General features: G+C 73.5%; 20 protein-coding genes. 12 read left to right on the forward strand and 8 right to left on the reverse strand.

The annotated features are described in order from the left end of the window. Positions 1 to 30 precede the first annotated feature (30 nt). From BLV02_RS11175 to BLV02_RS11230, 11 genes are read left to right on the forward strand one after another with little or no spacing between them, the layout of a single operon-like run. On the forward strand, positions 31 to 591 hold the full coding sequence (locus BLV02_RS11175; protein WP_069112778.1) for a YybH family protein: 561 nt from the start codon (positions 31 to 33) through the stop codon (positions 589 to 591). Further along, positions 588 to 1,511 carry a DUF1028 domain-containing protein gene (locus tag BLV02_RS11180; protein WP_069112777.1) on the forward strand — a complete coding sequence of 308 codons (924 nt, stop codon included), beginning with the start codon at positions 588 to 590 and terminating at the stop codon, positions 1,509 to 1,511. Before BLV02_RS11175 ends, BLV02_RS11180 begins: the two co-directional genes overlap by 4 nt. Continuing rightward, the gene (locus tag BLV02_RS11185) at positions 1,508 to 2,473 is read left to right on the forward strand and encodes an LLM class flavin-dependent oxidoreductase (protein ID WP_069112776.1); all 966 of its coding nucleotides are present in this window, start codon (positions 1,508 to 1,510) and stop codon (positions 2,471 to 2,473) included. The genes BLV02_RS11180 and BLV02_RS11185 overlap by 4 nt, the downstream gene beginning before the upstream one ends. Positions 2,474 to 2,494: 21 nt before the next feature. Then, the gene (locus BLV02_RS11190; protein ID WP_069112775.1) at positions 2,495 to 4,126 is read left to right on the forward strand and encodes an ABC transporter substrate-binding protein; all 1,632 of its coding nucleotides are present in this window, start codon (positions 2,495 to 2,497) and stop codon (positions 4,124 to 4,126) included. 7 nt (positions 4,127 to 4,133) lie between these two features. Beyond that, a complete protein-coding gene (locus BLV02_RS11195; RefSeq protein WP_069112774.1) occupies positions 4,134 to 5,159 on the forward strand; it encodes an ABC transporter permease in 1,026 nt (341 codons plus the stop codon). A gap of 1 nt (position 5,160) precedes the next feature. Beyond that, positions 5,161 to 6,009: an ABC transporter permease gene (locus BLV02_RS11200; protein WP_069112773.1), complete on the forward strand. Its 849-nt coding sequence runs from the start codon at positions 5,161 to 5,163 to the stop codon at positions 6,007 to 6,009. Further along, positions 6,006 to 6,818, forward strand: a complete 813-nt coding sequence (locus tag BLV02_RS35025; protein WP_069112772.1) for an ABC transporter ATP-binding protein — start codon at positions 6,006 to 6,008, stop codon at positions 6,816 to 6,818. Before BLV02_RS11200 ends, BLV02_RS35025 begins: the two co-directional genes overlap by 4 nt. Next, a complete protein-coding gene (locus BLV02_RS11215; RefSeq protein ID WP_074946283.1) occupies positions 6,799 to 7,692 on the forward strand; it encodes an ABC transporter ATP-binding protein in 894 nt (297 codons plus the stop codon). Before BLV02_RS35025 ends, BLV02_RS11215 begins: the two co-directional genes overlap by 20 nt. Further along, a complete protein-coding gene (locus BLV02_RS11220) occupies positions 7,689 to 8,861 on the forward strand; it encodes a M20 metallopeptidase family protein (protein WP_171906801.1) in 1,173 nt (390 codons plus the stop codon). The genes BLV02_RS11215 and BLV02_RS11220 overlap by 4 nt, the downstream gene beginning before the upstream one ends. A gap of 19 nt (positions 8,862 to 8,880) precedes the next feature. Then, the gene (locus tag BLV02_RS11225; RefSeq protein WP_069112770.1) at positions 8,881 to 9,462 is read left to right on the forward strand and encodes a TetR/AcrR family transcriptional regulator; all 582 of its coding nucleotides are present in this window, start codon (positions 8,881 to 8,883) and stop codon (positions 9,460 to 9,462) included. Positions 9,463 to 9,471: 9 nt separating this feature from the next. After that, a complete protein-coding gene (locus BLV02_RS11230; RefSeq protein WP_069112769.1) occupies positions 9,472 to 10,260 on the forward strand; it encodes an alpha/beta fold hydrolase in 789 nt (262 codons plus the stop codon). Here the strand turns inward: BLV02_RS11230 and BLV02_RS11235 are convergent. From BLV02_RS11235 to BLV02_RS11245, 4 genes are all read right to left on the reverse strand, one after another. Continuing rightward, positions 10,257 to 11,264, reverse strand: coding sequence for an NAD(P)/FAD-dependent oxidoreductase (locus tag BLV02_RS11235; protein ID WP_069112768.1), 1,008 nt, complete (start codon positions 11,262 to 11,264; stop codon positions 10,257 to 10,259). The two genes, BLV02_RS11230 and BLV02_RS11235, sit on opposite strands and share 4 nt — an antisense overlap. A gap of 73 nt (positions 11,265 to 11,337) precedes the next feature. After that, positions 11,338 to 11,478, reverse strand: a complete 141-nt coding sequence (locus BLV02_RS36455) for a hypothetical protein (RefSeq protein WP_171906800.1) — start codon at positions 11,476 to 11,478, stop codon at positions 11,338 to 11,340. A 10-nt stretch (positions 11,479 to 11,488) separates the two neighbouring features. Beyond that, positions 11,489 to 12,679, reverse strand: coding sequence for an amidohydrolase (locus BLV02_RS11240; RefSeq protein ID WP_069112767.1), 1,191 nt, complete (start codon positions 12,677 to 12,679; stop codon positions 11,489 to 11,491). Between the two features lie 21 nt (positions 12,680 to 12,700). Further along, entirely contained in the window at positions 12,701 to 13,348 is a 648-nt protein-coding gene (locus BLV02_RS11245) for a GntR family transcriptional regulator (RefSeq protein ID WP_069112766.1), read from the reverse strand. A gap of 23 nt (positions 13,349 to 13,371) precedes the next feature. Here BLV02_RS11245 and BLV02_RS11250 point away from each other — a divergent pair, with 23 nt between their 5' ends. After that, positions 13,372 to 14,154: an ankyrin repeat domain-containing protein gene (locus BLV02_RS11250; protein ID WP_069112765.1), complete on the forward strand. Its 783-nt coding sequence runs from the start codon at positions 13,372 to 13,374 to the stop codon at positions 14,152 to 14,154. Between the two features lie 14 nt (positions 14,155 to 14,168). On the opposite strand, the gene BLV02_RS11255 is transcribed toward BLV02_RS11250, so the two are convergent. Genes BLV02_RS11255 through BLV02_RS35610 form a run of 4 tightly spaced genes read right to left on the reverse strand, consistent with a single transcriptional unit; the run spans position 14,169 to position 22,682 of the window. Next, positions 14,169 to 16,823: a tetratricopeptide repeat protein gene (locus BLV02_RS11255; protein ID WP_069112764.1), complete on the reverse strand. Its 2,655-nt coding sequence runs from the start codon at positions 16,821 to 16,823 to the stop codon at positions 14,169 to 14,171. Then, positions 16,820 to 18,589 (reverse strand): HSP90 family protein, encoded by a 1,770-nt coding sequence (locus BLV02_RS11260; RefSeq protein ID WP_069112763.1) that lies wholly within the window; start codon positions 18,587 to 18,589, stop codon positions 16,820 to 16,822. Before BLV02_RS11260 ends, BLV02_RS11255 begins: the two co-directional genes overlap by 4 nt. A gap of 9 nt (positions 18,590 to 18,598) precedes the next feature. Beyond that, positions 18,599 to 19,711 (reverse strand): zinc-binding dehydrogenase, encoded by a 1,113-nt coding sequence (locus BLV02_RS11265; protein ID WP_069112762.1) that lies wholly within the window; start codon positions 19,709 to 19,711, stop codon positions 18,599 to 18,601. A gap of 7 nt (positions 19,712 to 19,718) precedes the next feature. Next, a complete protein-coding gene (locus BLV02_RS35610) occupies positions 19,719 to 22,682 on the reverse strand; it encodes an exo-alpha-sialidase (protein ID WP_069112761.1) in 2,964 nt (987 codons plus the stop codon). Between the last annotated feature and the right edge of the window lie 12 nt (positions 22,683 to 22,694).

Here is a 22,694-nt window from a genome sequence, read left to right on the forward strand (position 1 = left end):
AATTACACGTTTCACGGAAGGAGACGTCGCATGGCCACCCAGGCATCGGACGAGGAGCAGATCCTCCGCCTGCACCGCGACTGGTACTTCTCGAACTTCCAGATCAACATCCCGCTCATGCGCACGGTCTTCGCGACCGGCGACGAGAGCTTCCTGATGTTCAACCTGAACGACCACCCGTACTTCGGCGTGGACGACCTGGCGAACCTGTGGTCGTTCTACGCGCGCACCGACGAGTGGGGGCTGTGCGAGGACTACGTCATGCGCGTCGACGTGAGCGGCGACCTCGCCTACGTCGTCTCCGAGGGCAGCTTCCCGGCCTGGCGGGTCCGCGACGACGAGGGCGGCGAGCTGCCCGAGCGGATCGACCGGCCGGCGTACTACCGCTCGACCGAGGTCTACAAGCGCGACGACGGCGCCGGGAACCTGGAGTGGCGCATGTGGCACTTCCACTGCTCGACCCGGCCGCCGGACGACGAGGCGCCGGCGGCGAAGACCCGCGACGACGCCGCCGACCGGCGCGGGCTGGGCAACACCCCGTATTCGCACGGCGTCCGGACCGACTACGCCGAGCTCACGGCCGTGCGATGACGTTCTCGCTGCTCGCCAGGGACGACGCGACCGGCCTGCTCGGCCTCGCGACCGCCACCCACGCGTACGGCGTCGGGCCGGTGGCCGACCACACCCGGCCCGGCGTCGGCGTCGTCGCCACGCAGTCGTTCGTCGAGGTGTCGTACGGGCCGCTCGGCCTCGACCTCATCGAGCGGGGGACGCCCGCCGCGGAGGCGCTGGACAAGCTGGTCGCCGACGACCCCGACAGCGACATCCGCCAGGTGGCGTACCTCGACACGACCGGCGGCGTCGCGCACCACACCGGCGCCCGGTGCGTGCCGTCGTGCGGCGCCGTGGTGGACGGGTCGGTGGTCGCCGTCGGCAACATGCTCGACAACGACGGCGTGCTGCCCGCGGTGGTCGAGGCGTTCCGGGGCGCGGACGGCGACCTCGCCGACCGCCTGCTCGCGGGCCTGGCCGCCGGCGACGAGGCCGGCGGCGACGTGCGCGGGCGGATGTCGGCCGCGCTGCGGGTGGTGACGGGGGAGCGGCCGGCCGACCCGTGGCAGGGCACCGTCGTGGACCTGCGGGTCGACCTCGACACCGACCCGGTCGGGCGCCTGGCCGAGAGCCTGCGCATCCACCGCGCGTACGGCGTCTTCTTCGAGTCGGTCTTCAAGCCGGGGCTGGTCACCGGCGCCGAACCGGTGCTGGGTGACGAGCTCGAGCAGGCGATGGCCGGACTCGCCGCGACGCAGCGCGAGCTCGGCGACGACCTCGAGCCCACCCTGTGGCGGGGCGTGCTGCTGGTGCGGGCCGGACGCGTCGACGAGGGCGCCGCGCTGATCGCGCGCGCCGTCGACGCCCGGCCGCGGTTCGCCCGCTTCGTCGACGGGATGGCACGGACCGGCATGCTGCCGGCCGGCTCCGCGGAGATCCTGCGGAGGGCCGGCCGATGAGAGAGCGAGTCGGATTCGCCCTGGGCAGCACCTTCCACCCGGCCGAGCTGGTGCCCGTCGCCCGGGCCGTGGAGCAGAACGGCTTCGCCAGCATCTGGTCGTCGGAGGACTACTTCGCCACCGGCGGCGTCGCCGGCGCCGCGACCATCCTCGCGGTGACCGACGAGGTGCGGGTCGGCACCGGTGTGCTCTCCGTCTACGCGCGGCACCCGGGCCTGCTGGCCATGGAGGCCGGCACGCTCGCGTCGATCCACCCCGGCCGGTTCGTCCTCGGCGTCGGCGTCGGCGGCAGTGGATGGCTGGACCAGCAGGGCATCGAGCACCGGCGGCCGCTGGGCGCCGTGCGCGGCACCATCGAGGCGGTACGGGCGCTGTGGGCCGGCGAGACCCTCACCGGCGACCACGGCGGGTTCGCGTTCGAGGGCATCCACCTCGAGTACCCGCCGCCGCAGCCGCCGCCGATCCACCTGGGCGCGACCGGCCCGAAGATGACCGCACTGGCCGGGGAGATCTCCGACGGGCTGGTGCTCTCCGTCTTCAGCAGTCCCGCCTTCGTCCGCGTCGAGCGCGACCTGCTGGCCGCGGCCGGCGGCGCGGACACCCCGATCACGACGTTCGCCTTCCTGTCGCTGGCCGAGACCACCGCCGAGGCCCGCGCGCGCATCCGGCCGCTGCTGGGCGCCTACCTGGCCGACGGCGAGAGCACGGCGATGACGGACGCGATCGGCATCACCGAAGAGCTACGCGCGCTCGCGCGGACCGGCGGTCCCGAGGGACTCGCCGCCGACATGCCGGACGAATGGATCGACCAGCTGTGCGTCTGCGGTGACGCGGACACCTGCGCCGGTCGCATCCAGACGCTGCTCGCCGCCGGCTCGGACGAGGTCGCCCTCGCCCCCATCCACGCCGAATCCCTGCTCGGGGACATCAAGAAGCTCAGCGCGGCCATCGGCGCCGGCTGACACTCATCGGGAGACTCCCTCATGGCGCACAGAAGACGCACGCCCGGGGCGCTGGTCGCCTCCGGCCTGATCCTGGCGGCCACGGCCTGCGGAGGCGGCGCCGCCTCCGACGACGACACCGGTGGCGGCAGCGCTGCCGCCGACGAGCTGGTCGTCGCCTACAGCCAGGACATCGACACGCTCGACCCGCACCAGTTCAAGACCGACGCCGGCTACGGCGTCGTCGGGAACATCTACGGAACGCTGCTGCAGGAGGCCTACACCGACGGCGGCGACGGCGTGCTGTCCTACGCCGGCGAGAGCGCGCCGTTCCTCGCCGAGTCGGCCACCTGGGACGACCCGCAGACGACGCTGACGTTCGTGCTGAAGGACGGGCTGACGTTCGCCGGCGGCGAGCCGGTCACGTCCGAGGACGTGGTGTGGTCGCTGCAGCGGGCGCTGTCCGACGTCGGGTACGTCCAGGCGATCGGCCAGTGGCTGAACGTCACCGACCCGGCCACCGACATCGTCGCCACCGACGAGCGCACGGTCGAGCTGCACGTCACGCACTACTCGCCGCTGATCGAGCAGTTCCTCGCGTTCCAGATCTTCGCGATCCTGGACAAGTCGGCGGTCGAGGCGCAGGCCGGCGCGGACGACCCGTGGGGCGCGACCTACCTCGCCGACGAGGCGACCGCGTCCGGCCCGTACGCCGTCGAGAGCCGGGTGCCGGGCCAGAGCATGACGCTCACCCAGAACACCGAGTACACCGCCGGCGACCTCGCCGACGCGCCCGGGCGCATCGTCGTCCAGAGCATGCCGGACCCGCAGCAGGCGTTCCTCGCGCTGCAGAACGGCGCCGTCGACGTGATCTTCGGGATGACCCCCGACACCGCCCAGGCGCTGGAGCAGGACCCCGGCCTGCGCCTCTACGACCTCGAGTACAGCCTGGTCGCGTACGTCGGCTTCAACTATGAGGACCCGGCGCTGCAGGACGTGAAGGTCCGCCAGGCGCTGTCGTACCTGATGCCGTACGAGGCGCTGCGCGAGGACGTCATGAAGGGGTACGCCGGCGCGGCCTACGGCGCGGTGCCGTACCCGATGCGCGACGCCCTGGACGAGACCGGCGAGAAGGTGGCCTACCCGACCGACGTCGAGAAGGCGCAGGAGCTGCTGGCCGAGGCCGGCTTCGGACCGGGCGAGCTGTCGCTGACGCTGTCGGTGCCGGCCAGCGACGAGGCGCTGAGCCAGTCGGCGGTGTTCATCCAGAGCGCTCTGCAGGAGGGCGGGGTGAACATCGAGGTCAACGAGATGAGCGACGCCGACTACAACGAGAACCTCGGGTCGATGCAGCTGTTCCTCGACTCCTGGTACTCGTGGGGCCAGGACTCCGTCTACCAGATGTTCTTCCTGCTCACGAGCGGGGTGTTCACCAACTACACGAACTTCAGCAACGCCGAGGTGGACGAGCTGGTGCGGCAGGCGATGGCGACCAGCGACCCGGACGAGCGGCGGACGCTGTCGCAGCAGGCCCAGCAGCTGATCATCGACGAGGCGCCGTGGGCGTTCCTGTTCACCCGCGACTACCTGGTCGGCGCCCGCGAAGGGGTGGAGGGCATCACCCACTCCAACGACGCCAACCTGCGCTTCGACCAGCTCCGGGTCACGAGCTGAGGACGCCATGCTGACCACGACCGGGAAGCGGGCCGGTGTCGCGCTGCTCAGCATCCTCGGCGTGGCCGTGCTGACCTTCTTCATCACCCAGCTGCTCCCGGGCGACCCGGCCCGCATCGCCGCGGGGCAGTACGCCTCCGACGAGCAGGTCGCCCAGGTGCGCACGACGTACGGGCTGGACCAGTCCGTGCCCGTGCAGTTCGGGCAGTACCTGGCCGACTTCTTCCGGCTCGACCTCGGCACCTCGATCCGCACCGGCCAGCCGGTCCGCGACGAGCTCACCAGCCGGCTGCCGGCGACGCTGGAGCTCGGCCTCACCGCGCTGCTGATCGCCGTGCTGCTCGGCGTCGGGCTGGGCGTGACGGCCGCGGTGTACCGGTACCGCCTCGGCGACCGGCTGGTGCAGGTCTTCGTGGTGCTCGCCTCGGCCACCGCCGTGTTCTGGATCGCGCTGGTGGCCATCACGACGCTGGTCAACGGGATGGGCATCTTCACCAGCCCGACCGGGCGGCTGCCCCGCGGGTTCACGCCGCCGGACCAGGTCACCGGCTTCTACGTGCTGGACGCGCTGCTGGCCGGCGACCCGCAGACCGCGGGCGCGGCGCTGCGCACGCTGCTGCTGCCGGCGCTGCTGCTGGGCGTGCTGGCGTCGCCGTCGATCGTCAAGATCGTCCGCTCGGCCACGATCCGGGCGCTGGAGTCGGACTTCGCCCGGACGTCGCGCTCCTTCGGCTACCCGGCCCGCTCGATCCTGGTCCAGGACGGGCTGCGCAACTCGCTGCTGCCGGTCATCACCAACGTCGGCCTGGTGGCCGGCTTCGTGCTGGCCGGCGGCGACGTCATCATCGAGCAGCTGTTCGCCTGGCCGGGCATCGGCGGGTACGCGTACTCGTCGCTGCAGGAGAACGACCTGTTCGCGCTGCGCGGCTACGTCATCGCGATCGGCGTCGCCTACGTGCTGATCAATACCGCGCTGGAGTTCGTCTACGGCTGGGCCGACCCGCGGGTGAACCTCGCCGAGGGGAGGACCTGAGATGGCCGTCGCCGACGCCGGCACCGCCCTGCGCGGCAACCTCGTGTCGCGGCTGCGGGTGGGCAACCCGGTCGCGGTGGCCGCCTTCGCGATGCTCGGGACGATCGTGCTGCTCGGCATCGTCGTCCCGATCGTCGCGGGCAGCGGCGACGTCGCCCAGGAGTACGGCGGCCTGCTGCCGCCGTCGCTGGACCACCCGTTCGGCACCGACCGGTACGGGCGCGACGTGTTCCTGCGCTGCATGGCGGCGGCCCGCATCGACATCGCGCTGGGGCTGGCCGTCGCCGTCGCCGTCCTGATCATCGGGTCGGTGATCGGCGCCGTCAGCGCGACGTTCGGGCGCGGCGTCGACGCGGTCGTCATGCGCGGCACCGACGTGCTGCTGGCCTTCCCGGGCGTCGTCCTCGCGCTGGTCATCACCGCGTCGCTGGGGAAGAACCCGTGGTACGCGGCGATCGCCGTGGTCATCGCGTTCGTGCCGCTGCTGGTGCGGCTGGCCCGGTCCAAGGCGCTGGAGGTGCGTTCGGCCGACTACATCGCCGCCGCCCGGCTCAGCGGCGCCAGCACCTGGCAGATCGCGGTCCGGCACGTCCTGCCGAACTCGTTCAAGTACCCCTTCGTGCAGTCGACGCTGGTCGCGTCGTGGGCGATCCTCGACTTCGCCGCGCTGTCGTTCCTGGGCGTCGGCGTGCAGCCACCCGACGCCGAGTGGGGCGCGATGATCGCCGAAGGGGTCGGCGACAACCTGCTGGGGTCCTGGTGGCCGTCCTTCTTCCCGGGCCTGATGATCCTGCTGACGGCGGCGTCGTTCCAGGTCATCGGCGACTGGCTGGACCGGAGGCTGCGATGAGCCTGCTGAGCGTACGCGGCCTGGGCATCCGGACCCGGACCGGGACGAGCCTGGTGCGCGACCTCTCCCTCGACGTCGGCGAGGGCGAGGTGGTCGGGATCGTCGGCGAGTCCGGGTCGGGCAAGACGATGACGGCGCTGTCGCTGCTCGGGCTGCTGCCCGAGGGGGTGCAGGTGTGCGCCGGCGAGGCCGAGCTGGCCGGGCGGCGCTTCCTGGACGGCCCGCGGCTGCTCGCGCGGCCGAACGCCACGATGATCTTCCAGAACCCGACGGCGGCGCTGAACCCGACGATGCGCATCGGCGCCCAGCTGGTGCGGCTGCTCCGGTTCCTCGACCGCCAGGACGGCGTCCGCCGCGGCGGCGACGTGCGCGAGCGTGCGGCCGCGCTGCTCTCGTCCGTCGGCATCGACGACCCGGCGGCCGTGCTCGGCCGCTACCCGCACCAGCTGTCCGGCGGCATGAACCAGCGGGTCATGATCGCGATGGCGATCGCCGCCCGCCCCGCCCTGCTGGTCGCCGACGAGCCCACCACCGGACTCGACGTCACCGTGCAGGCGCAGATCCTCGGCCTGATCCGGGCCACCGTCGCCGAGCACGGCGTCGGCGTCCTGTTCGTCTCGCACGACATGGGCGTCATCGCGCAGCTGTGCCAGCGGGTGGCCGTCATGTACGACGGCGAGGTCCGCGAGTTCGCCCCGGTGGACGACATCTTCCACCGGCCCGGCGACGCCTACACCCGCGAGCTGCTGGCGTCGGCGCACGACGAGCCGCTCGCCGAGGAGGTGGCCGATGGAACTCGTGCTCGCTGACATCGAGGTCGTCTACGGCAAGCGCCGCCGCAACCACGCCGTCCGCGGCGTCAGCCTGCGGGTCCGCCGCGGCGAGACGCTGGCCGTCGTCGGCGAGTCCGGCAGCGGCAAGACCACCATCGCCAAGGTCGCCGCGGGCCTGCAGCCGGCCACGTCCGGCACCGTGTCGTGGCGGGCAGGCGACGACGACGGCGCGGCCGGTCCGCAGCGCGTGCACATGGTGTTCCAGCACCCCGTGCAGTCGCTGGACCCGTCGTGGCGGATCCGCCGCAGCGTCCACGAGCCGCTGCGGCACCTGGGCGTGGCGGGCGACGAGGCGGACCGGCGGGTGCACCGGCTGATCGCCGAGGTCGGCCTCGACCCGGAGATCCTGGACCGCTACCCGCGCGACGTCTCCGGCGGCCAGGCGCAGCGGGTGGCGGTGGCCCGGGCGCTGGTGGCCGACCCGCAGATCGTCATCCTGGACGAGCCGACCGCCAGCCTCGACCAGACGGTGCGGGGCCGGATTCTCGCGCTCCTGGGCGACCTGCAGCGGCGCACCGGCGTCGGCTACCTGATGATCACTCACGACATCTCCAGCGTGCGGCGGCTCGCGACCCGGATCGCCGTCATGTACCGCGGGCTGATCGTGGAGAGCGGTCCCGCGCCGGCCGTCCTGGCCGCACCGCGGCACCCCTACACGCAGGCGCTCATCTCCGCCGTGCCGGTCGCCGACCCGAGGGTGGCCTGGGACGGCGTCGTCGCGGCGCCCCGTACGTCCTGCCCCGTGCCGGGCCCGTGCCACCAGCACGGGCCCGGACTGCACGAGGTCGGCCCCGACCACGTGGCCGGCTGCACGAAGGCCGACGACCCCCAGAAAGCAGCGACGACGTGATCGACCTGATCGACCTGCGCCGGACCCTCCACCGCACCCCGGAGCTCGCCCTCGACCTGCCGCGGACCCGGGAGGTGGTGCTGGACGCCCTGGCGCCGCTCGGGCTGCCGGTGCACACCAGCGCGACCTGCTCCTCGCTCGCCGTCGTCGTGCCCGGCGCCGGGCCCGGCCCGACCGTGCTGCTGCGCGCGGACATGGACGGCCTGCCCGTCGTCGAGGAGTCGGGGGAGGAGTTCGCCTCCGTCAACGGCGCCATGCACGCCTGCGGCCACGACCTGCACATGGCCGGGCTGGTCGGCGCCGTACACCTGCTGCACGAGCGGCGCGCGGAGTTCCACGGCGACGTCCTGGCCGTCTTCCAGCCGGGCGAGGAGGGGGCCGGCGGCGCCGAGGTGATGATCGGCGAGAAGACGCACCTGCTCACCGGCCAGAAGCCGGTCGCGTCCTACGGCCTGCACGTCCTGTCGTTCGTCGAGTCGGGGACGTTCCTGTGCCGCGAGGGCGCGGTCATGGGCGCCGCCATGCTGTTCGAGCTGGAGCTGCTCGGCCGCGGCGGCCACGCGGCACGTCCGCACACCGCGCTCGACCCGATCTCGACGGCCGCGCTCGTGGTGCAGGCGATCCAGACGTTCGTGGCGCAGAACAGCGCGCCCGGCGACCCGATCGTGGTGACCGTGGGCTCGATCGCGGCCGGCACCGCGGCCAACGTCATCCCCAGCCGGGCGCTGCTCAAGGTCAGCCTGCGCGCCGCGAGCCACGAGACCGTGCGGGCGGCGTACGAGAAGATCCGCGGCATCGCGACGGCCATCGCCGGGAGCTACGGGCTGGGGCTGCGGGCCGAGGTCGGCCCCGATCTCGGCCCGACCGTCACCGGCGCCGAGGGCGCCGCGCTGGTGCGCTCGACGGTGACGACGCTGTTCGGCGCCGGCCGCTACGACGAGCTCGTCGTGCCCGAGATGATCTCCGAGGACTTCTCCCTGTTCCTCGAGGAGACCGGCGGGGCGTTCGTGCTGGTCGGCGCCGCCGTCGGCGACGTGTCGCAGCCGCTGCCGACGAACCACTCGCCGGAAGCGCGATTCGATGACTCCGTGGTGCCTGATATGTCTAGCCTGTTGGCGGAACTCGCCATCGCACGGCTCCACGCGGCAACGAACGGGACGGCATGCTGACCACGACTCGGCCCAGGCCATGACACGCGCACAGCTCAACAACGTCAAGGCCGAGGAACTGCTCGGCCGCATCATCGAGATCGTCCGCGTCCAGGGCCTGGCCGGCTTCTCGCTCGACAACCTCGCGCCGCAGCTGGGCACCAGCAGCCGCATGCTCGTCTACTACTTCGGCAGCAAGGACGAGCTGCTCGGCCGCATCGTCTACACGCTGCGCAACGACATCGTCACGCAGCTGGAGAACGAGCCGGTCGGCACCATCACCCAGGCCGTCGACCGCTGGTGGAACCACTACCAGGCCAACCCGGCCGACATGCAGTTCTTCTTCCACCTGACGTCGCGCAGCTTCGAGGAGCCGGACAAGTTCCAGGAGTTCGCCAGCACGGCGGTCGGCCAGTGGGAGGCGTACTTCGTGCGCAGCCTCGAGGGCCACGTCGCGTCGCACGAGGAGGCCGAGGCGATCGCCCGGCTGGTGCTCGGCACCGTCCGCGGCCTCATGGCCGACCTCCTCATCACCGCCGACCAGCCGCAGGCCGAGCGCTCGCTCGCCGTCTTCAAGGACATGCTCGAGGCGAGGCTGGCGGCGTCGTCGAAGGATCTGTAATCTGATTACATGATGCGGCTCAGCACCGTGCGAACCGGCCGGGGCAACACCCTCAGCGTCGCGACGGTGTCGCCGCCGGGTGGCGTCGGGGCTGCGCCGCTGCTCCTGCTGCACCCCATCAACATGCGCAAGGAATGCTGGCTCGGCCTGCTGCCGGCGCTGGCCGCGGAGCGTGCCTGCGTGCTGGTCGACCTCGCCGGCCACGGCGAGTCGACCGACGACGACTTCTCCCTCAGTGCCTGGGTCGACGACTGCGCCGACGTCGTGCGGCTGCTCGGCCTGACCGGCCTGCACGTCGCCGGCGGATCACTGGGCGGCGCCATCGCCGTCGGGGTCGCGGCCGCCCTGCCTGACCGCGTCCGGTCGGTTACCGGGCTGGGCAGCAGCGTCGCCTCCGAGCCCGGCGACTCGCCCGCCCCGGCCGACGCCGCCGCCGTCGACGCCCTGTTCGCCGGGCTGGCGCGTGAGGCCGTGGCGCCCGGCCGGCCCGACGACGTCGTCGACACCGTCCGCCTGCTGACCAACCGGCACGGCCCCGACGTCGTGACCCGGGTGCTGCGCGCCGCCTACGACGCCGACGCGTCCGGCTGGCTGGGGGAGGTGCGCTGCCCGGCGCTGTGGGCGACCGGCGAGTACGACGTCACCTGCTCACTGACGGAGAGCGAGCGGATCGCCGGGCTGCTCGCCGCCGGCGTGCACGTGCCGCTGCCGGGGGTGGGGCACCTGCCGATGATCGAGGACCCGGCGCTGGTGCTGGCGCACCTCGTGCCGCACCTGCGCGCCGCGGACGCCGTCTAGAACCGGTCGGGGCGGCAGCCGGCCAGCAGCGGCTCGGCGGCGCCGCCGGCCAGCTCCCGCGCGACCAGGCGGCCGACGGCCGGGCCGAGCGTGACCGCCGCGTGCAGCACCGCCACGTAGAGGCCGGGCACCGCGGCGACCGGTCCGACGATCGGCTCGCCGTCGGCCGGCATGGGACGTTGCCGGACCCGGGTGCTGAGCAGCTCGACGTCCGCGGCGCCGCGGAAGGTGGACCGGACGGCGGCGAGCGTCCGTTCGGGCGAGTCCGCGGCGGCGATCAGCCGGTCGGCGGCGACCTGCCGGAGGTCGAAGTCGCGGTTGTTGACCACGGTGCGGACCAGGCCGGCCGGGGCGCGGAACCGGAACAGCGTCGCCGGCGACGGCCCGACCGGCACGCGGACGCCGAGCGGCGCGGCCAGCGCGGCCGTGGCCACGCCCGCCGCGAGCACCACCGTCGCACCGGAGAGCGGCCCCGTGGCGGTCTCGACCCCGGCGACCCGGCCCGCGGCGTCGCGGCGGACCGCGGTGACCGGTGCGTCCGTCCGGACCGTGGCGCCGTGGTCGCGGGCGCCGGCGACCAGCCGCTCGGTCGCGCCCACCGGGTCGACGGCGCCGTCACCGGGTGCCCAGACGGCCCACGTCGGTGGCCTGCGCAGGGTGGGTTCGAGCCGCGCCACGGTCGCCGCGTCGACGATCTCCTGCCCCGGCCCGGCCTCCGGCGCCGCGTCCGTCGTCCCCCAGGACAGCGAGCCGGACCACGTCACCGGCAGCCCCGGCAGCTCGGCCTCGAGCCGCCGGTACTCGTCCGTCGCGGTGGCGCGCAGCGCGGCGGCCGGTCCGGTGCGGACGCCGGACGCTCCGATCCAGGCGAACGAGTCCGCCGTCACCCCACCACCCGGCCGCCCCGCGTCGACCAGCGTCACGGCGGCGCCGGCCCGGGCGGCGTGATAGGCCACCGACGCGCCCATGATGCCCGCCCCCACCACCAAGACGTCGCCGCTCATGTCGTGCCTCCTGGCACTCGGTTCGAGCTGATGGGCGTCGGCGTGATCGCCGACCTCGGCTTCGTCGCGGCGCTCAGCGGTCCGGCTCGGACTCCTTCACCCGGACCTCCCGGTCCTTCAAGGAGTCCTTGATCCCGTCGCGTACCCCGACGCGGACGGCGTAGTACACGGCGTACAGGAACACGAGCGCCAACGCGACGCCGAGGGCTTCCACGCGGGCGATGCTAGACCAGGACCTCGCCGTCGCGCTGGACCAGGCGGCCGCCGGCGACGACGAGGGCGCGAGGCGGGCAGCGGACCAGAGCGTCCTGGACGTTCTCGGCGTCGAGCAGCACGACGTCGGCGCGGGCGCCGGGGGAGAGGTCGTGGGCCGCGCGGCCGAGGTAGCCGCCGGCGTGCGAGGTCGCCAGCCGTACCACGTCGAGGAGGTCGGGGTCGGTGCGCAGGGCGTGCAGCCGGGCGAACCCCAGCGCGACGCGCAGCAGGTCGCCGTCGCCGAAGGGGGACCAGAGGTCGCGGATGCCGTCGGTGCCGAGGCCGATGGGCATGCCGCGCTCGCGCATCTCGCGCCAGGGCAGCGGCGCGCTGCGCACCGGCGCCGCCGTGGCCCAGCCGATGCCGGCCTCGGCGAGGACGTCGAGCACCTCGGCCTGGCGCGCCGGTGACAGCTCCCCGAGGGCGAAGCCGTGCGAGACGGTGACGCGGCCGTGCATCCCGGCGCGGAGGGTCCGCTCGGCGATCAGCTCGAGCTGGAACGCCCCCAGCTCGCCGCCGTCGTGCAGGTGGATGTCGATGCCGACGCCGTGCCGCTCGGCGATGTCGAACAGGCCGTCGAGCTGACGGACCGGGTCGCGGTCGATCGACGCCGGGTCGATGCCGCCGACGTGGGTGGCGCCGGCCGCGGCCGCCTGGTCGAGCAGGTCGAGGACGCCCGGCCGCCGCATGACGCCGTCCTGCGGGAAGGCCACGACGTCGACCTGGACGGCGTCGCCCAGCGCGGCCGCCGCCGCACGGACGACCTCGATGCCGCGCAGGCCCACGCCGAGATCGACGTCGACGTGCGTGCGCACCCCCGTGGTGCCGTGCCGGACGAACTCCCCCAGCACCGCGGTGGTGGACTCGACGCTCGGGATGCCGAGCGCGTCGCGTTCGGCCCGCTCGTGCGCGATGCGGCCCGCGGTCCCCGGCGCGCCGCCGGCCGGCACCCACGGCCGGCCCCACCAGCTCTTGTCGACGTGGGCGTGCACGTTGAGCAGACCGGGGAGGGCCAGCCGCCCGCCGCCGTCGATGGTCGTCTCGCCGTCGCTCGCCGCCGATCCGGCCGGGACGACGTCGACGATGCGGTCGTCGGCCATCACGACGTCGGCGGCCGCGCCGCCCCACGGCCGGACGTTCGTCAGTCTCACGGTTGCCATGGCGCGACGGTATACCAAAATTCAGCGCGACGACTCGCGGCGGGAGGCGGCCGCGGCCCGGCCGGTCTCCACGTGCGTGCGGACGAGCGCGTCGACGGCGGCGGCGTCGCGGTCGGCGATGGCGTCGTACAGCGCTTCGTGCTCGCGGGCGATGCGCAGCAGGTCGTCGTGCTGGGACAGCAGCCACCGCATCCTGCTGCGCAGCGTCAGCTCGAGCTCGCTGAGCAGGTCGTTCGCCGCCAGCTCCGTCACCGTCTCGTGGAAGTCGGCGGCGCGGCGGCGGGCGGTGACGGCGTCACCTCCGGCGGCGGCCGCCAGTTCGGCGTCGAGCACCGTGCGCAGCCGCGCGAGGCCCGCGCTCGTGCGCCGCTGGGTCGCGAGGGCGAACGTCAGGGTCTCGAACGCCGAGCGCACCTCGATCAGGTCGGCGACGTCGCCCGGGGTGAACTCGCGGACGATGGCCCAGGTCCGCGGCCGCATCGTCACCAGGCCCTCGCCGGCCAGCGTGCGCAGCGCGTCGCGCACCGGCACCCGGCTCACGTCGAGCTCGGCGGCCAGGTCGCGCTCGACCAGCCGGCTGCCCGGCGCCCGCACGCCGTCGACGATGTCGTCGCGCAGGCGCGTGGTCACGCGGGCGACCTCGGAGCCGGAGCTGCTGTCCGTTGCCATGAGCTTTGGTATACCATACTGGCATGCGTGTGACCCGGATTGGCGCGGCGGTGCTGACGGCCGTCCTGCTCGCCGCGTGCGCGGCCGAGCCCGCCGACGAGCCGGTGGGTGAGCCGGCGCCGACCCCCTCGGCGACGCCGACGCCCACCCCCACGCCGAGTCCGTCACCCACGCCGACGCCCACCCCGCCGCCCCCGCCCGCCATGACCGCAGAGGATGCCACCGTGCTGCTCCTGGACGCCGCCGCCGTGAACGACGTCGACGCCATCGCGACCGCCGTCGCCAGCGGCGCCGACCTCGAGGCGCGCGACGGCTCCGGGCGCACGCCGCTCGTCGTCGCCACCAAGGCGAACCACGTCGAGGCGGCCCTCGCGCTGCTGGCGGCCGGCGCCGACCCGAACGCCAAGGACGACCTCCAGGACTCCGCGTTCCTCTACGCCGGCGCCGAGGGGCTGGACGAGATCCTGGCGGCGACGCTGCGCCACGGCGCCGACGTCGCGAGCACGAACCGCTTCGGCGGCACCGCGCTCATCCCGGCCAGCGAGCACGCCCACGTCGAGACCGTCCGCACCCTCATCGCGGCCGGCGTCCCCGTGAACCACGTCAACGACCTCGGCTGGACCGCCCTGCACGAGGCGATCGTCCTCGGCAACGGCTCCGACCGCCACGTCGAGACGGTGCGCCTGCTCATCGCCGCCGGCGCCGACGTCACCATCCCCGACCGCGACGGCGTCTCGCCCCGCCGTCTCGCCGCCGCCCGCGGCTACACCGCCATCGTCGCCGAGATCGACGGCGCCACCGCCTGAGCGCAGGGCCGGGCCTACTCCGCCAGGCGGGATTCCAGCGCGGTGGCCTCCTGGTGCCGGCCCTGCGCTTCCAGGCGGTCCACCAGGAGCCACCCGGCTCGGTGCCACAGCTCGTGGCCGGCGGGGAGGCTGGCGAAGAGCTGCTCGACCGGCTGCACGTCGGTGCTGCCGTACTCGGCGATCAGCAGGCGGGCCTGGGCGTGCATGTCGTCATACCCGCCCCGTTCGTAGAGCTCCGCGGCCTGAGTCGCGTACCGGACGGCGGTGTCCGTCTCGCCGCGCCGCAGGGCGATCATCGCCAGATCCCACTCGACGCCGGCAGTCTGGAAGAGCACCTCCTGATCCGCGGACGGGAGCGTGCCGAGCACCGCGCGGGCGCGTTCGATCAGCTCCACCGACTGGTCGACCTCGCCGACGCGCTGAGCCGACTGCGCCGCGAGCCGGACGGCCTGCACGTGCTCGACGGGCTGCTCGGCGGCCTCGTAGGACGACGCGGCCGCAAGGAATGCGTCGACCGCCGCGCCGTCGCGATCGAGCTGCTGCAGCAGCAGGCCCTCATCCTGACGGACCATGCCCAGCCAGGCGGGATGCGCCTCAGAAGGCGCAGCGGCCAGCAGCTCCCGTGCCTTCGTCAGCGCGGACTCGAGCTCACCCAGAGCGCGGTAGGCATCGATGAGCAGGCCGCGGACGTCGGCCAGCGGATCGGCGAGTTCGGGAACGTCGCCCAGCACCGGAAGCGCCTCCTCACCGGTCTCCGCCGCCTCGAGGGGGCGTCCGGTCATCAGGTACGCGCGGGTCAGTTGCACCTGAGCCAGCGCGACCTGTGCCTCCTGGCCCGGGTTCCCCGTCCCCAGCGCGACCGCCTCGGACAGATCCTCGGCCGCCTCCGCCGGACGTTCCAGCACGAGCCGAAGCCACCCGCGCTGCTTGTACGCGAAGAACCGCTGCGAATCGGCCGAGCCGCCGAGGGCGGCGGTCGCGGCGGCCTCCGCCTCCTCGAAACGTTCCAGCCGTGCCAGCACGTCGCACTCGACCATCGCTCCGGCCGCCCGGAGATCCTCGTCGACGCCGGTGCGCTGACGGAGCCCGGCGAGCTCGCGGAGGGCGTCGTCGGACCGGTCCGCCGCCGCGTAGATGGTCGCCAGCGAGTACTGCCAGTGCGCGCGGCGGTGTGGCTCGTCGTTGGCCACGAGCCAGCGCAATGGTTCCTCGGACGTCGCGAGGCCCTCGTCGACCTGACCGGTCCAGCACAGCACCCGGCCGATGCGGCCGCGATCGCGCAGCACGCGGACCTCCTCGCCCGTCTCGGTGTACAGCGCGATCGCCTCGCGCCACGCCTCCAGCGCGAGCTCCGGGTCGTCCTGCGCCAGAAGGCCGCGGCCGTCCAGCACGCGCGCCCGGTCCGCGGGCGTCCACTCGCTCTCCGGCACCTCCTCCTCGAACGCTCGCCACGCGGCAGTGGCTTCCTCCGGCACTCCCCGCTGCCAGGCGTCCTCCGCCCGATCCAGCCAGCCGCGCCCGGTGGGCGCCGCCGGCTCGGACACCTCCGCCGCGGGTGCGGGCGCGGCCTGCCGGGGTCGCCGGGCCCGCCGCGCGGTCTCCGACAACGGCAGGAACTCGACCCAGGGCTCGGCCGTCAGCACCGCCTGGATCACCTCGCTGTGGTGCGTCGTGCCGTTCCGCTCGTCGAACTGCGCCGCGCTGCCCAGCGCACGCTCGGCCAGTCGCTCGCCCAGCTCCGCCGCGGGAGCGGTCTCGCCCTTCGGCAGCCGGACCGTCAGGTCGCCCACGCGGGCGAGCGCATGAGCGGCCGCGGCGGCGAACGTCATCGCCGCGTACGGCGACGGCGGATCGTCGTACTCGTTCAGGTGCCGCTCGATCAGCTCGACGGCCTTCGGTTCGTTGCCGGTCCGGGCCAGGAAGGCGATGTGCTCCCCATGCAGGCCCAGGTCGCCGACCTGGACGCGATGGAGCCGGTAGGCCTTCCGGTGCGCGTCGACGGCCTCGGCGTGCATGCCTTCGGCCATGTACGCGGGCAGCAACGCGGTCAGCAGGTCCTGCGGTTGTCCGTTGCAGTTCAGCGGCCCGCTCAGCGCGCTCACCGCCAGCGCGACGGCGTCCGCCGTCCTGCCGACGGCGGTCAAGTGGTGCACCTTGCTCGTGGGGTCGCAACCGGCGCAGTCCGACAGCGCGTCGCGGGGCGCGGTCGACCAGAGCCGGAACTGCTCGGCCGCTGCCACCGTGTCACCGATGTGGTGTGCGACCAGCCAGCGGTGGTGATGGACGGCGTGCATGCTGTGGCCGGCGAGCTGCCACCGCCGCTCCATGTCGTCCAGCACGTCGTACGCGCGGTCCAGCGGGACCTCGGGGAACTTGGTCATCGTGCTGGGCGCGTACTTGAAGCACCAGTGGAACGAGTGCGAGTAGCGCTGGTACCGGCCCGGCTCGGCGTCCCAGTCGGCCACGCACCGCGCGAACGGCACCAGCGACTTCCGTGGCTCACCACCCAGCACGTACGCCGTCACCAGTGCCAGCCGGCTGTAGAACCCGAGGTCGTCCTCACCGGCCGCATCGGCCCGCCGCACGACGTCCTCGAGCAGCGCGGACCGTGCCTTCCCGTACGGCGTGCTCTCGGCGCGCTGTAGGCGGTCGATCAGGTCCTGGTTCATCGGGTCGGGTCCTCCTGGGCAGGCACGGCCTGGTCGAGCAGACCGAGGAACGAACGGTTCACCAGCGCGGAGTCGGCCGGGCTGATCGGGTGGTAACCGAGCATCAACGCCTGCCCGTACAAGCCTTCGACGGCGAGCCTGGCGAGATCGCGGTCGCCCATGGACGTCATGCGCCGGACGAGCGGGCTGCGGTGGTTCAGCACCAGCTGCGGGCGGCTGTCGTCGTGGGTGTCGAGGGCTCCGAGCACCTCCGACCAGAGTGCGTCGGCACGCTCCTGGGTGGCTCGGAGCTCGCCCGCGAACTGTGCGGAGCGGTCCACGAGGTAGAGCGCGGGCAGGCTGGCCGGCTCGAAGGCGCGGACCACGACCTCGCAGCCGACCGGGTCCAGCGCGTCCTGGGCCAGTTGGACGAACGGGCGCAGCCGCAGCTCGGTGACCGGGTCCAGATCGTCGAAGCGGGTGCTGAGCTCGGTCGGGTCGAACCTGGTGGTGGCAAGGCCCGGCACCACCTGGCCGAGCCGTTCGAGCAGCTCGCTGTCGTAGGTGTAGCCGCCGTTCACCAGGGTGATCTGCTGCGCGGCCGCGACGGCTGCCAGCTGGCGGAACTCTTCGGTCGTGGCGACGTAGCGGATGACCCCCGAGCGCTCCTGCAGTTCGGCGGTCGTCATGCGGCCCTGGCTGGTCTCGAACCGCAGCCAGCGGTGGACGAGCCGCAGCATCTCGTCGTCGTGCAGCGCCAGCGCCTTCACCCCGAGGTGGTGGATGCCGAGGAACGTGTCGAGTCGGGACGGGTTGGTGCGTCCGAGCCGGACCAGCCACCCGCGCAGCTGCGCGCCCAGTGCGTCGCGGGTGGCCTCGAGGTCGCCGTCGTCGAAGAGCGCCTCCCGGCTCGCCGTCGGGCGCAGCTCGGAGGTGTCGATGACCGCGCGGACGAAGAAGGCCCAGTCGGGCAGCAGCCCCTCGACGTTCTCGGCGAGCAGCATGCGCTTCAGGTACACGCGGTGCTTCGCGCGCTCGACCGGGTTGGCGGCGAACGGCAGCACGAAGGCGACGCCGGTCAGCCCGGCGGCCGGGTTGTTCAGGTGGATGACGTCGAACGGCGTGAACCCGAGCGTGTCCTGGGCGTAGCCGACGAGGGCCGCGCGCTGGGCGCCGCCGACACCTTCCCATGGCGCCGTCCCGTCGGTGACCTGCTCGCCGTCGACGCGGATCTCGATCGGCAGGAGCTCACCGAAGAGCCGGATCAGCTCGATGACCGTGGCCCGCGCGTACCACTGCTCCGCACCACGCCGGGCCGTGAGCGTCACCGTCGTGCCGGCCTCGGAGCGGTCCGCCGCCTCCGCGATCGTGTAGCTCCCGTCGGCCGCGCCGACCCAGCGGGTGGCCGGGCCGCCGGCGGGCTGGGTGACGACCTCGATCTCGTCGGCGACCATGAACGCGGACAGAAGGCCGATCCCGAACTGGCCGATGAACTCGGTCCGGGCGAAGCCGATCTCGTCGCGCTTCGAGCTGCGCCCGATCGTCGCCAGCAGCTCGCGCACCTCGTCCGGCCGCAGCCCGATGCCGGTGTCAGCGATGCTCAGGACGTCGTCCGCCGTCCGCACATCGATGCGCCGCGGCGCCTCGGGATCGCCGGCCTGCCGAGCGGTGATCGCGTCGACGGCGTTCTGCAGCAGTTCCCGCAGATACACCCGCGGACTGCTGTACAGATGGTTGCTCAACAGGTCGACGATTCCCCGCAGATCGACCCGAAAGTTCTCATTCACGCAGGCAACCTACGGCATCCTGGGCCTGATCAGCTGACGGACGGCCTGGCCGTCGGCGAGTGCGTCCATCGCCTGGTTGATCTCGCCGAGGGCGAGCTCCGACGTCGCGAGGTGTTCGACCGGGAGGCGGCCGTCGCGCCACCAGTCGACGTACATCGGGATGTCGTGGGACGGGACGGACGAGCCGAGGTAGCTGCCGATCACGCTGCGTGCCTCGGCCACCAGGGCGAGCGGGGAGATCCGGGCCAGCCGGTCCGGCGGCGGCAGGCCGACGGTCACCGTGCGCCCGCCCGGAGCGGTGGCCGCCAGCGCCGCCTCGAACGCCGGCACCGACCCGGTCGCGTCGACGACCAGGTCGGCGAGGCGGCCGGCGGCGGCCGCCTGATCGGGCGTCATCGCCTCGGTGGCGCCGAGCCGCAGCGCGAGCTCCCGCTTGTGCTCGACGGGGTCGACGGCGACGAGGCGGGACGCCCCGGCAGCGGCGGCGACGAGCACCGCGGCCAGCCCGACGCCCCCGAGCCCGACGACGGCCACCCGATCGCCGGAACGCATCGCGCCCGCGTTGACCACCGCTCCACCGCCGGTCAGCACGGCGCAGCCGAGCAGGGCGGCGACGGCGGCCGGCACGTCGTCGTCGACGGGGACGACCGAGCCGCGATCCACCACCGCGTGCGTCGCGAACGCCGAGACACCCAGGTGGTGCAGCACGGGGTGGCCGCGCCGGGACAGCCGGGTGCCGCCGCCGATCAGCGTCCCTGCCGCGTTGGCGGCCGACCCCGGCTCGCACGGGATCCGCCCGCCGGACCGGCACCCGGCGCACCCGCCACAGGCCGGCAGGAACACCAGCACCACCCGCCGGCCCGGCGCCAGGTCGTCGACGTCGTCGCCGGCGTCGACGACCCGTCCGGCCGCCTCGTGCCCGAGCAGCATCGGCACCGGGCGGGGGCGCTGGCCGTCGACCACCGACAGATCGGAGTGGCACACTCCGGCGGCCTCGATCTCGACCAGCACCTCGCCCGGGCCGGGCGGAGCGAGGTCGAGCTCGGCCACGGTCAGCGGCCGAGTCGACCAGTACGGGCGCCCGCGGCCGGGCTCCTCCAGCACGGCGCCCGTGATCCTCATCGGAACCTCACAGTCCGGCGCACTGACCACTCCTGCGGCCGGTGACGTCGTTGTCGCCGCCGTCGATCTCCGGCGTGTTGTCGCTGCAGCGCAGCTGCCCGATGATCCGGTTGCCGCCGAGGTAGGCCGAGGACGCGAACGTGTTGGCGGTCAGCGTGACCGCTCCGGTGATCCGGTTGCCCGCCACCCGGATCGTCGACGTGTTCGCGTCCAGGCTCAGCGGGCCGGTGATCGTGTTCGGCCCGCAGTCGTGTCCGTCCGCCTGGCCGATCAGCACCGGGCCGGTGCTGCCGCTCACCGCGACCCGCCCGGTCAGGGTCGAGTCGCAGACGGAGATCGCGGCGGCGCCGCCGGAGGTCAGCGGCCCGGCGACCCGGCTGTCCCGCACCGACACGGACGCGCCGGCCTCGACGGTGACCGGCCCGGCGATGGTGGCGCCGGTGACGCAGGTGGTGCCGTCGCCGTCGACGGTCAGCGGCCCGGCGACCGGCCCGGTGACGACGGTGTCGCACGTCCGGGCGGCGAACTCGAGGGAGATGTCCTCGCGCGGGTCGTCCAGGACGAACGTGTACGCCGCGTCGGTGTACGGGTGCGTCACCTTGAGGTACCGGTCGGTGACGGCGAGGTCGTCGAACCGGTGCACGATCCGGCCGTCCTCCACGCGGGACGCGAACGACCAGCCGGTCACCTCGGTGAAGTGCACGTTGTCGGGGCTCGTCCACAGCCGGTAGTCGGACCGCTTCAGCCGGGTGCTCCCCGCGCTGTCCCGCAGCTCCAGCGCGGACACCACCTCGCCCGCCGGGACCGCCACGTCCAGGCCGAGGCCGCGGGACCGGTAGTCCAGCGCGATCGGCGTGGGCGCGCAGGCGTCGTCCCAGTTCGCGACGTGCCGGGTGGCCGGTGACACGTCCAGTTCGGCCGCGCCGATGCGGAACGGCCGGGCCGTGGGTTCGGCGCCGCTCAGCTCGACGGAGTCGCCGTTGCGCACGCCCGCCTCGGCCAGCGTGTCGCCGGGATCGAGGACCCGGCCGTCCTCGTCGCGCAGGCGCAGCGGCTGATCGGCGCGGCAGCTCAACGCCGGCGCCTGGGTCGCGACGAACTCGCCGACGGTCGTGCCGGCCGGCTGCACGGCGTTCTTCGCCGACAGCGCCCAGGTCCACTCCGCGCGGTCGGCCCGGTGCACGAACACGTTCGGGTCGCTCTCCTGGCGCTCCTCGGCCGCGGCGGCCTGCGCCCGGCACTCGTCGGGTGCGGCGTCCTCGAGGACGTTGGCCATGATGTGCCACGGCTTGCCGGGGTCGCCCGGCGGGATGTACGGCCGGTCGTCGTCGGAGGCCTGGAAGACCACCAGCACCCGGCGGTCGTCCAGCCGGAGGAAGTCGGGCTCGCCGCCGAGGGTGCCGTAGAAGTCGTTGCCGTCGGGGTGCTCGAGGGCGAACGGGTCCTGCCAGGTCACGCCCTCGTCGAAGGACACCGCCATGATGGCCTTGCCGAGCTGGGTGATGCCCCGGGCGCCGAGCACCAGCTTGGTCTGCCCGCCGGCCAGCTCGTCGGTGCAGGGCGCGAAGGCGAACGAGTACGCCGGTGCGACGTAGCCGACCGGCTCCGGGGTGGACCAGGTGGCGCCGTCGTCGTCGGAGTAGGAGCGGTAGAGCTGCCAGCGCACCGGGTCCACGACGTTCTCGTAGCGGATCTCGGCGACGATGCGGCCGCTCGGCAGCTGCTGCATGGCGAACTCGGTCGAGCTGGCCCCGAACACGTACGGGTAGAACGGCGGCGAGTGCACCGGGTCGTGCGGGTCGTAGCCGATGACCTCGAACTCCGGCCAGGTCCGGCCGCCGTCGAAGGAGCGCAGCACCCCCGACTCGCTGCGCCGCGGGTTGGTCTCCCAGTCCTCGGCGAGCTCCCGGGTGCCCCAGACGGGCAGCAGCAGCGTGCCGTCCGCGGTCTCGATCATCCGGCCGCCGGCGTCGAACTGCTCGCGGAACGGCACCGGGAAGTCGATCGGCTCGTCGGTGCCCTCCCAGGTGTGGCCGTTGTCGGTGGAGCGGGCGACGAACTTCACGCCCTCCCGGTCGTTGAACCGGGTGTGGTTGACGGCCTCGCCGTAGGTCATGACGATCGTGCCGTCGCGCAGCGTCGTCATGCCCCGCGACGACGCGAGGCTGCCGCCCTCGTACCGGTCGCTCGGTGCGGCGATGATCTGCGACGGTCCCCACGTGCGGCCTCGGTCGGTGGAGCGGATCAGCCGGACCTCACCGCCGGGGTTGGCGTCGGTGGAGGTGTTGAAGATGATCAGGAAGTCCCCGTTGGGCGCCTCCGTGATGGCCGGGCGGAAGGCCGACATCGTGTCCGGGTGCTCGACGTCCGGGTAGGTGGCCTCGCTGGTCACCTTCCAGGAGTCGACCACGTCCAGGGCCGCGCCCGGGTCCGGCTCGCCCGCCGTGCCGAAGAGGCGGACGTCCTCGGCCGGCTTGTCCACGACGAAGGTGAACGCGGTGTCGTCGTACCGGGTGGTGATCTTGACGTAGCGGGCCTCGGCGGACAACCCGGTGAACTCGTGCACGAGCCGGCCGTCCTGCTGCCGCGTGTGCAGCGTCCAGTCGTCCAGCCGCTGGTAGGACTGGTTGTCGCGGCTGCTCCACAGCGTGTAGTCCGACGCGGTGAGGCGGCTGGTGGCGTCGCGGTCGACGAGCTCGATCCGGCCGACCGCCGAGACCGTGCCGAGGTCGGCCACCAGGCTGCGCCGCAGGTAGTCGAGGGCGATCGCGCCGGTGCTGGAGAACGCGCCGCCGACCCGGCCGGTCGCGGGGTAGGGGTCCGGTCCGAGGACGGCGAAGCTCGCGGCCAGCCGTTCGTCCTCGGCATCGGCCGCGTTGGACGCCGGGGCCGTCACGGCGACGGCGGCCAGCAGGGTGAGCGCCGCGAGGAGCAGCGCCGTGATCGAGCGTGGTCGTAGGAGCGTGGTCATGGGTGTCTCACT

This window comes from Jiangella alba (assembly GCF_900106035.1).
Classification (GTDB): Bacteria; Actinomycetota; Actinomycetes; order Jiangellales; family Jiangellaceae; genus Jiangella; species Jiangella alba.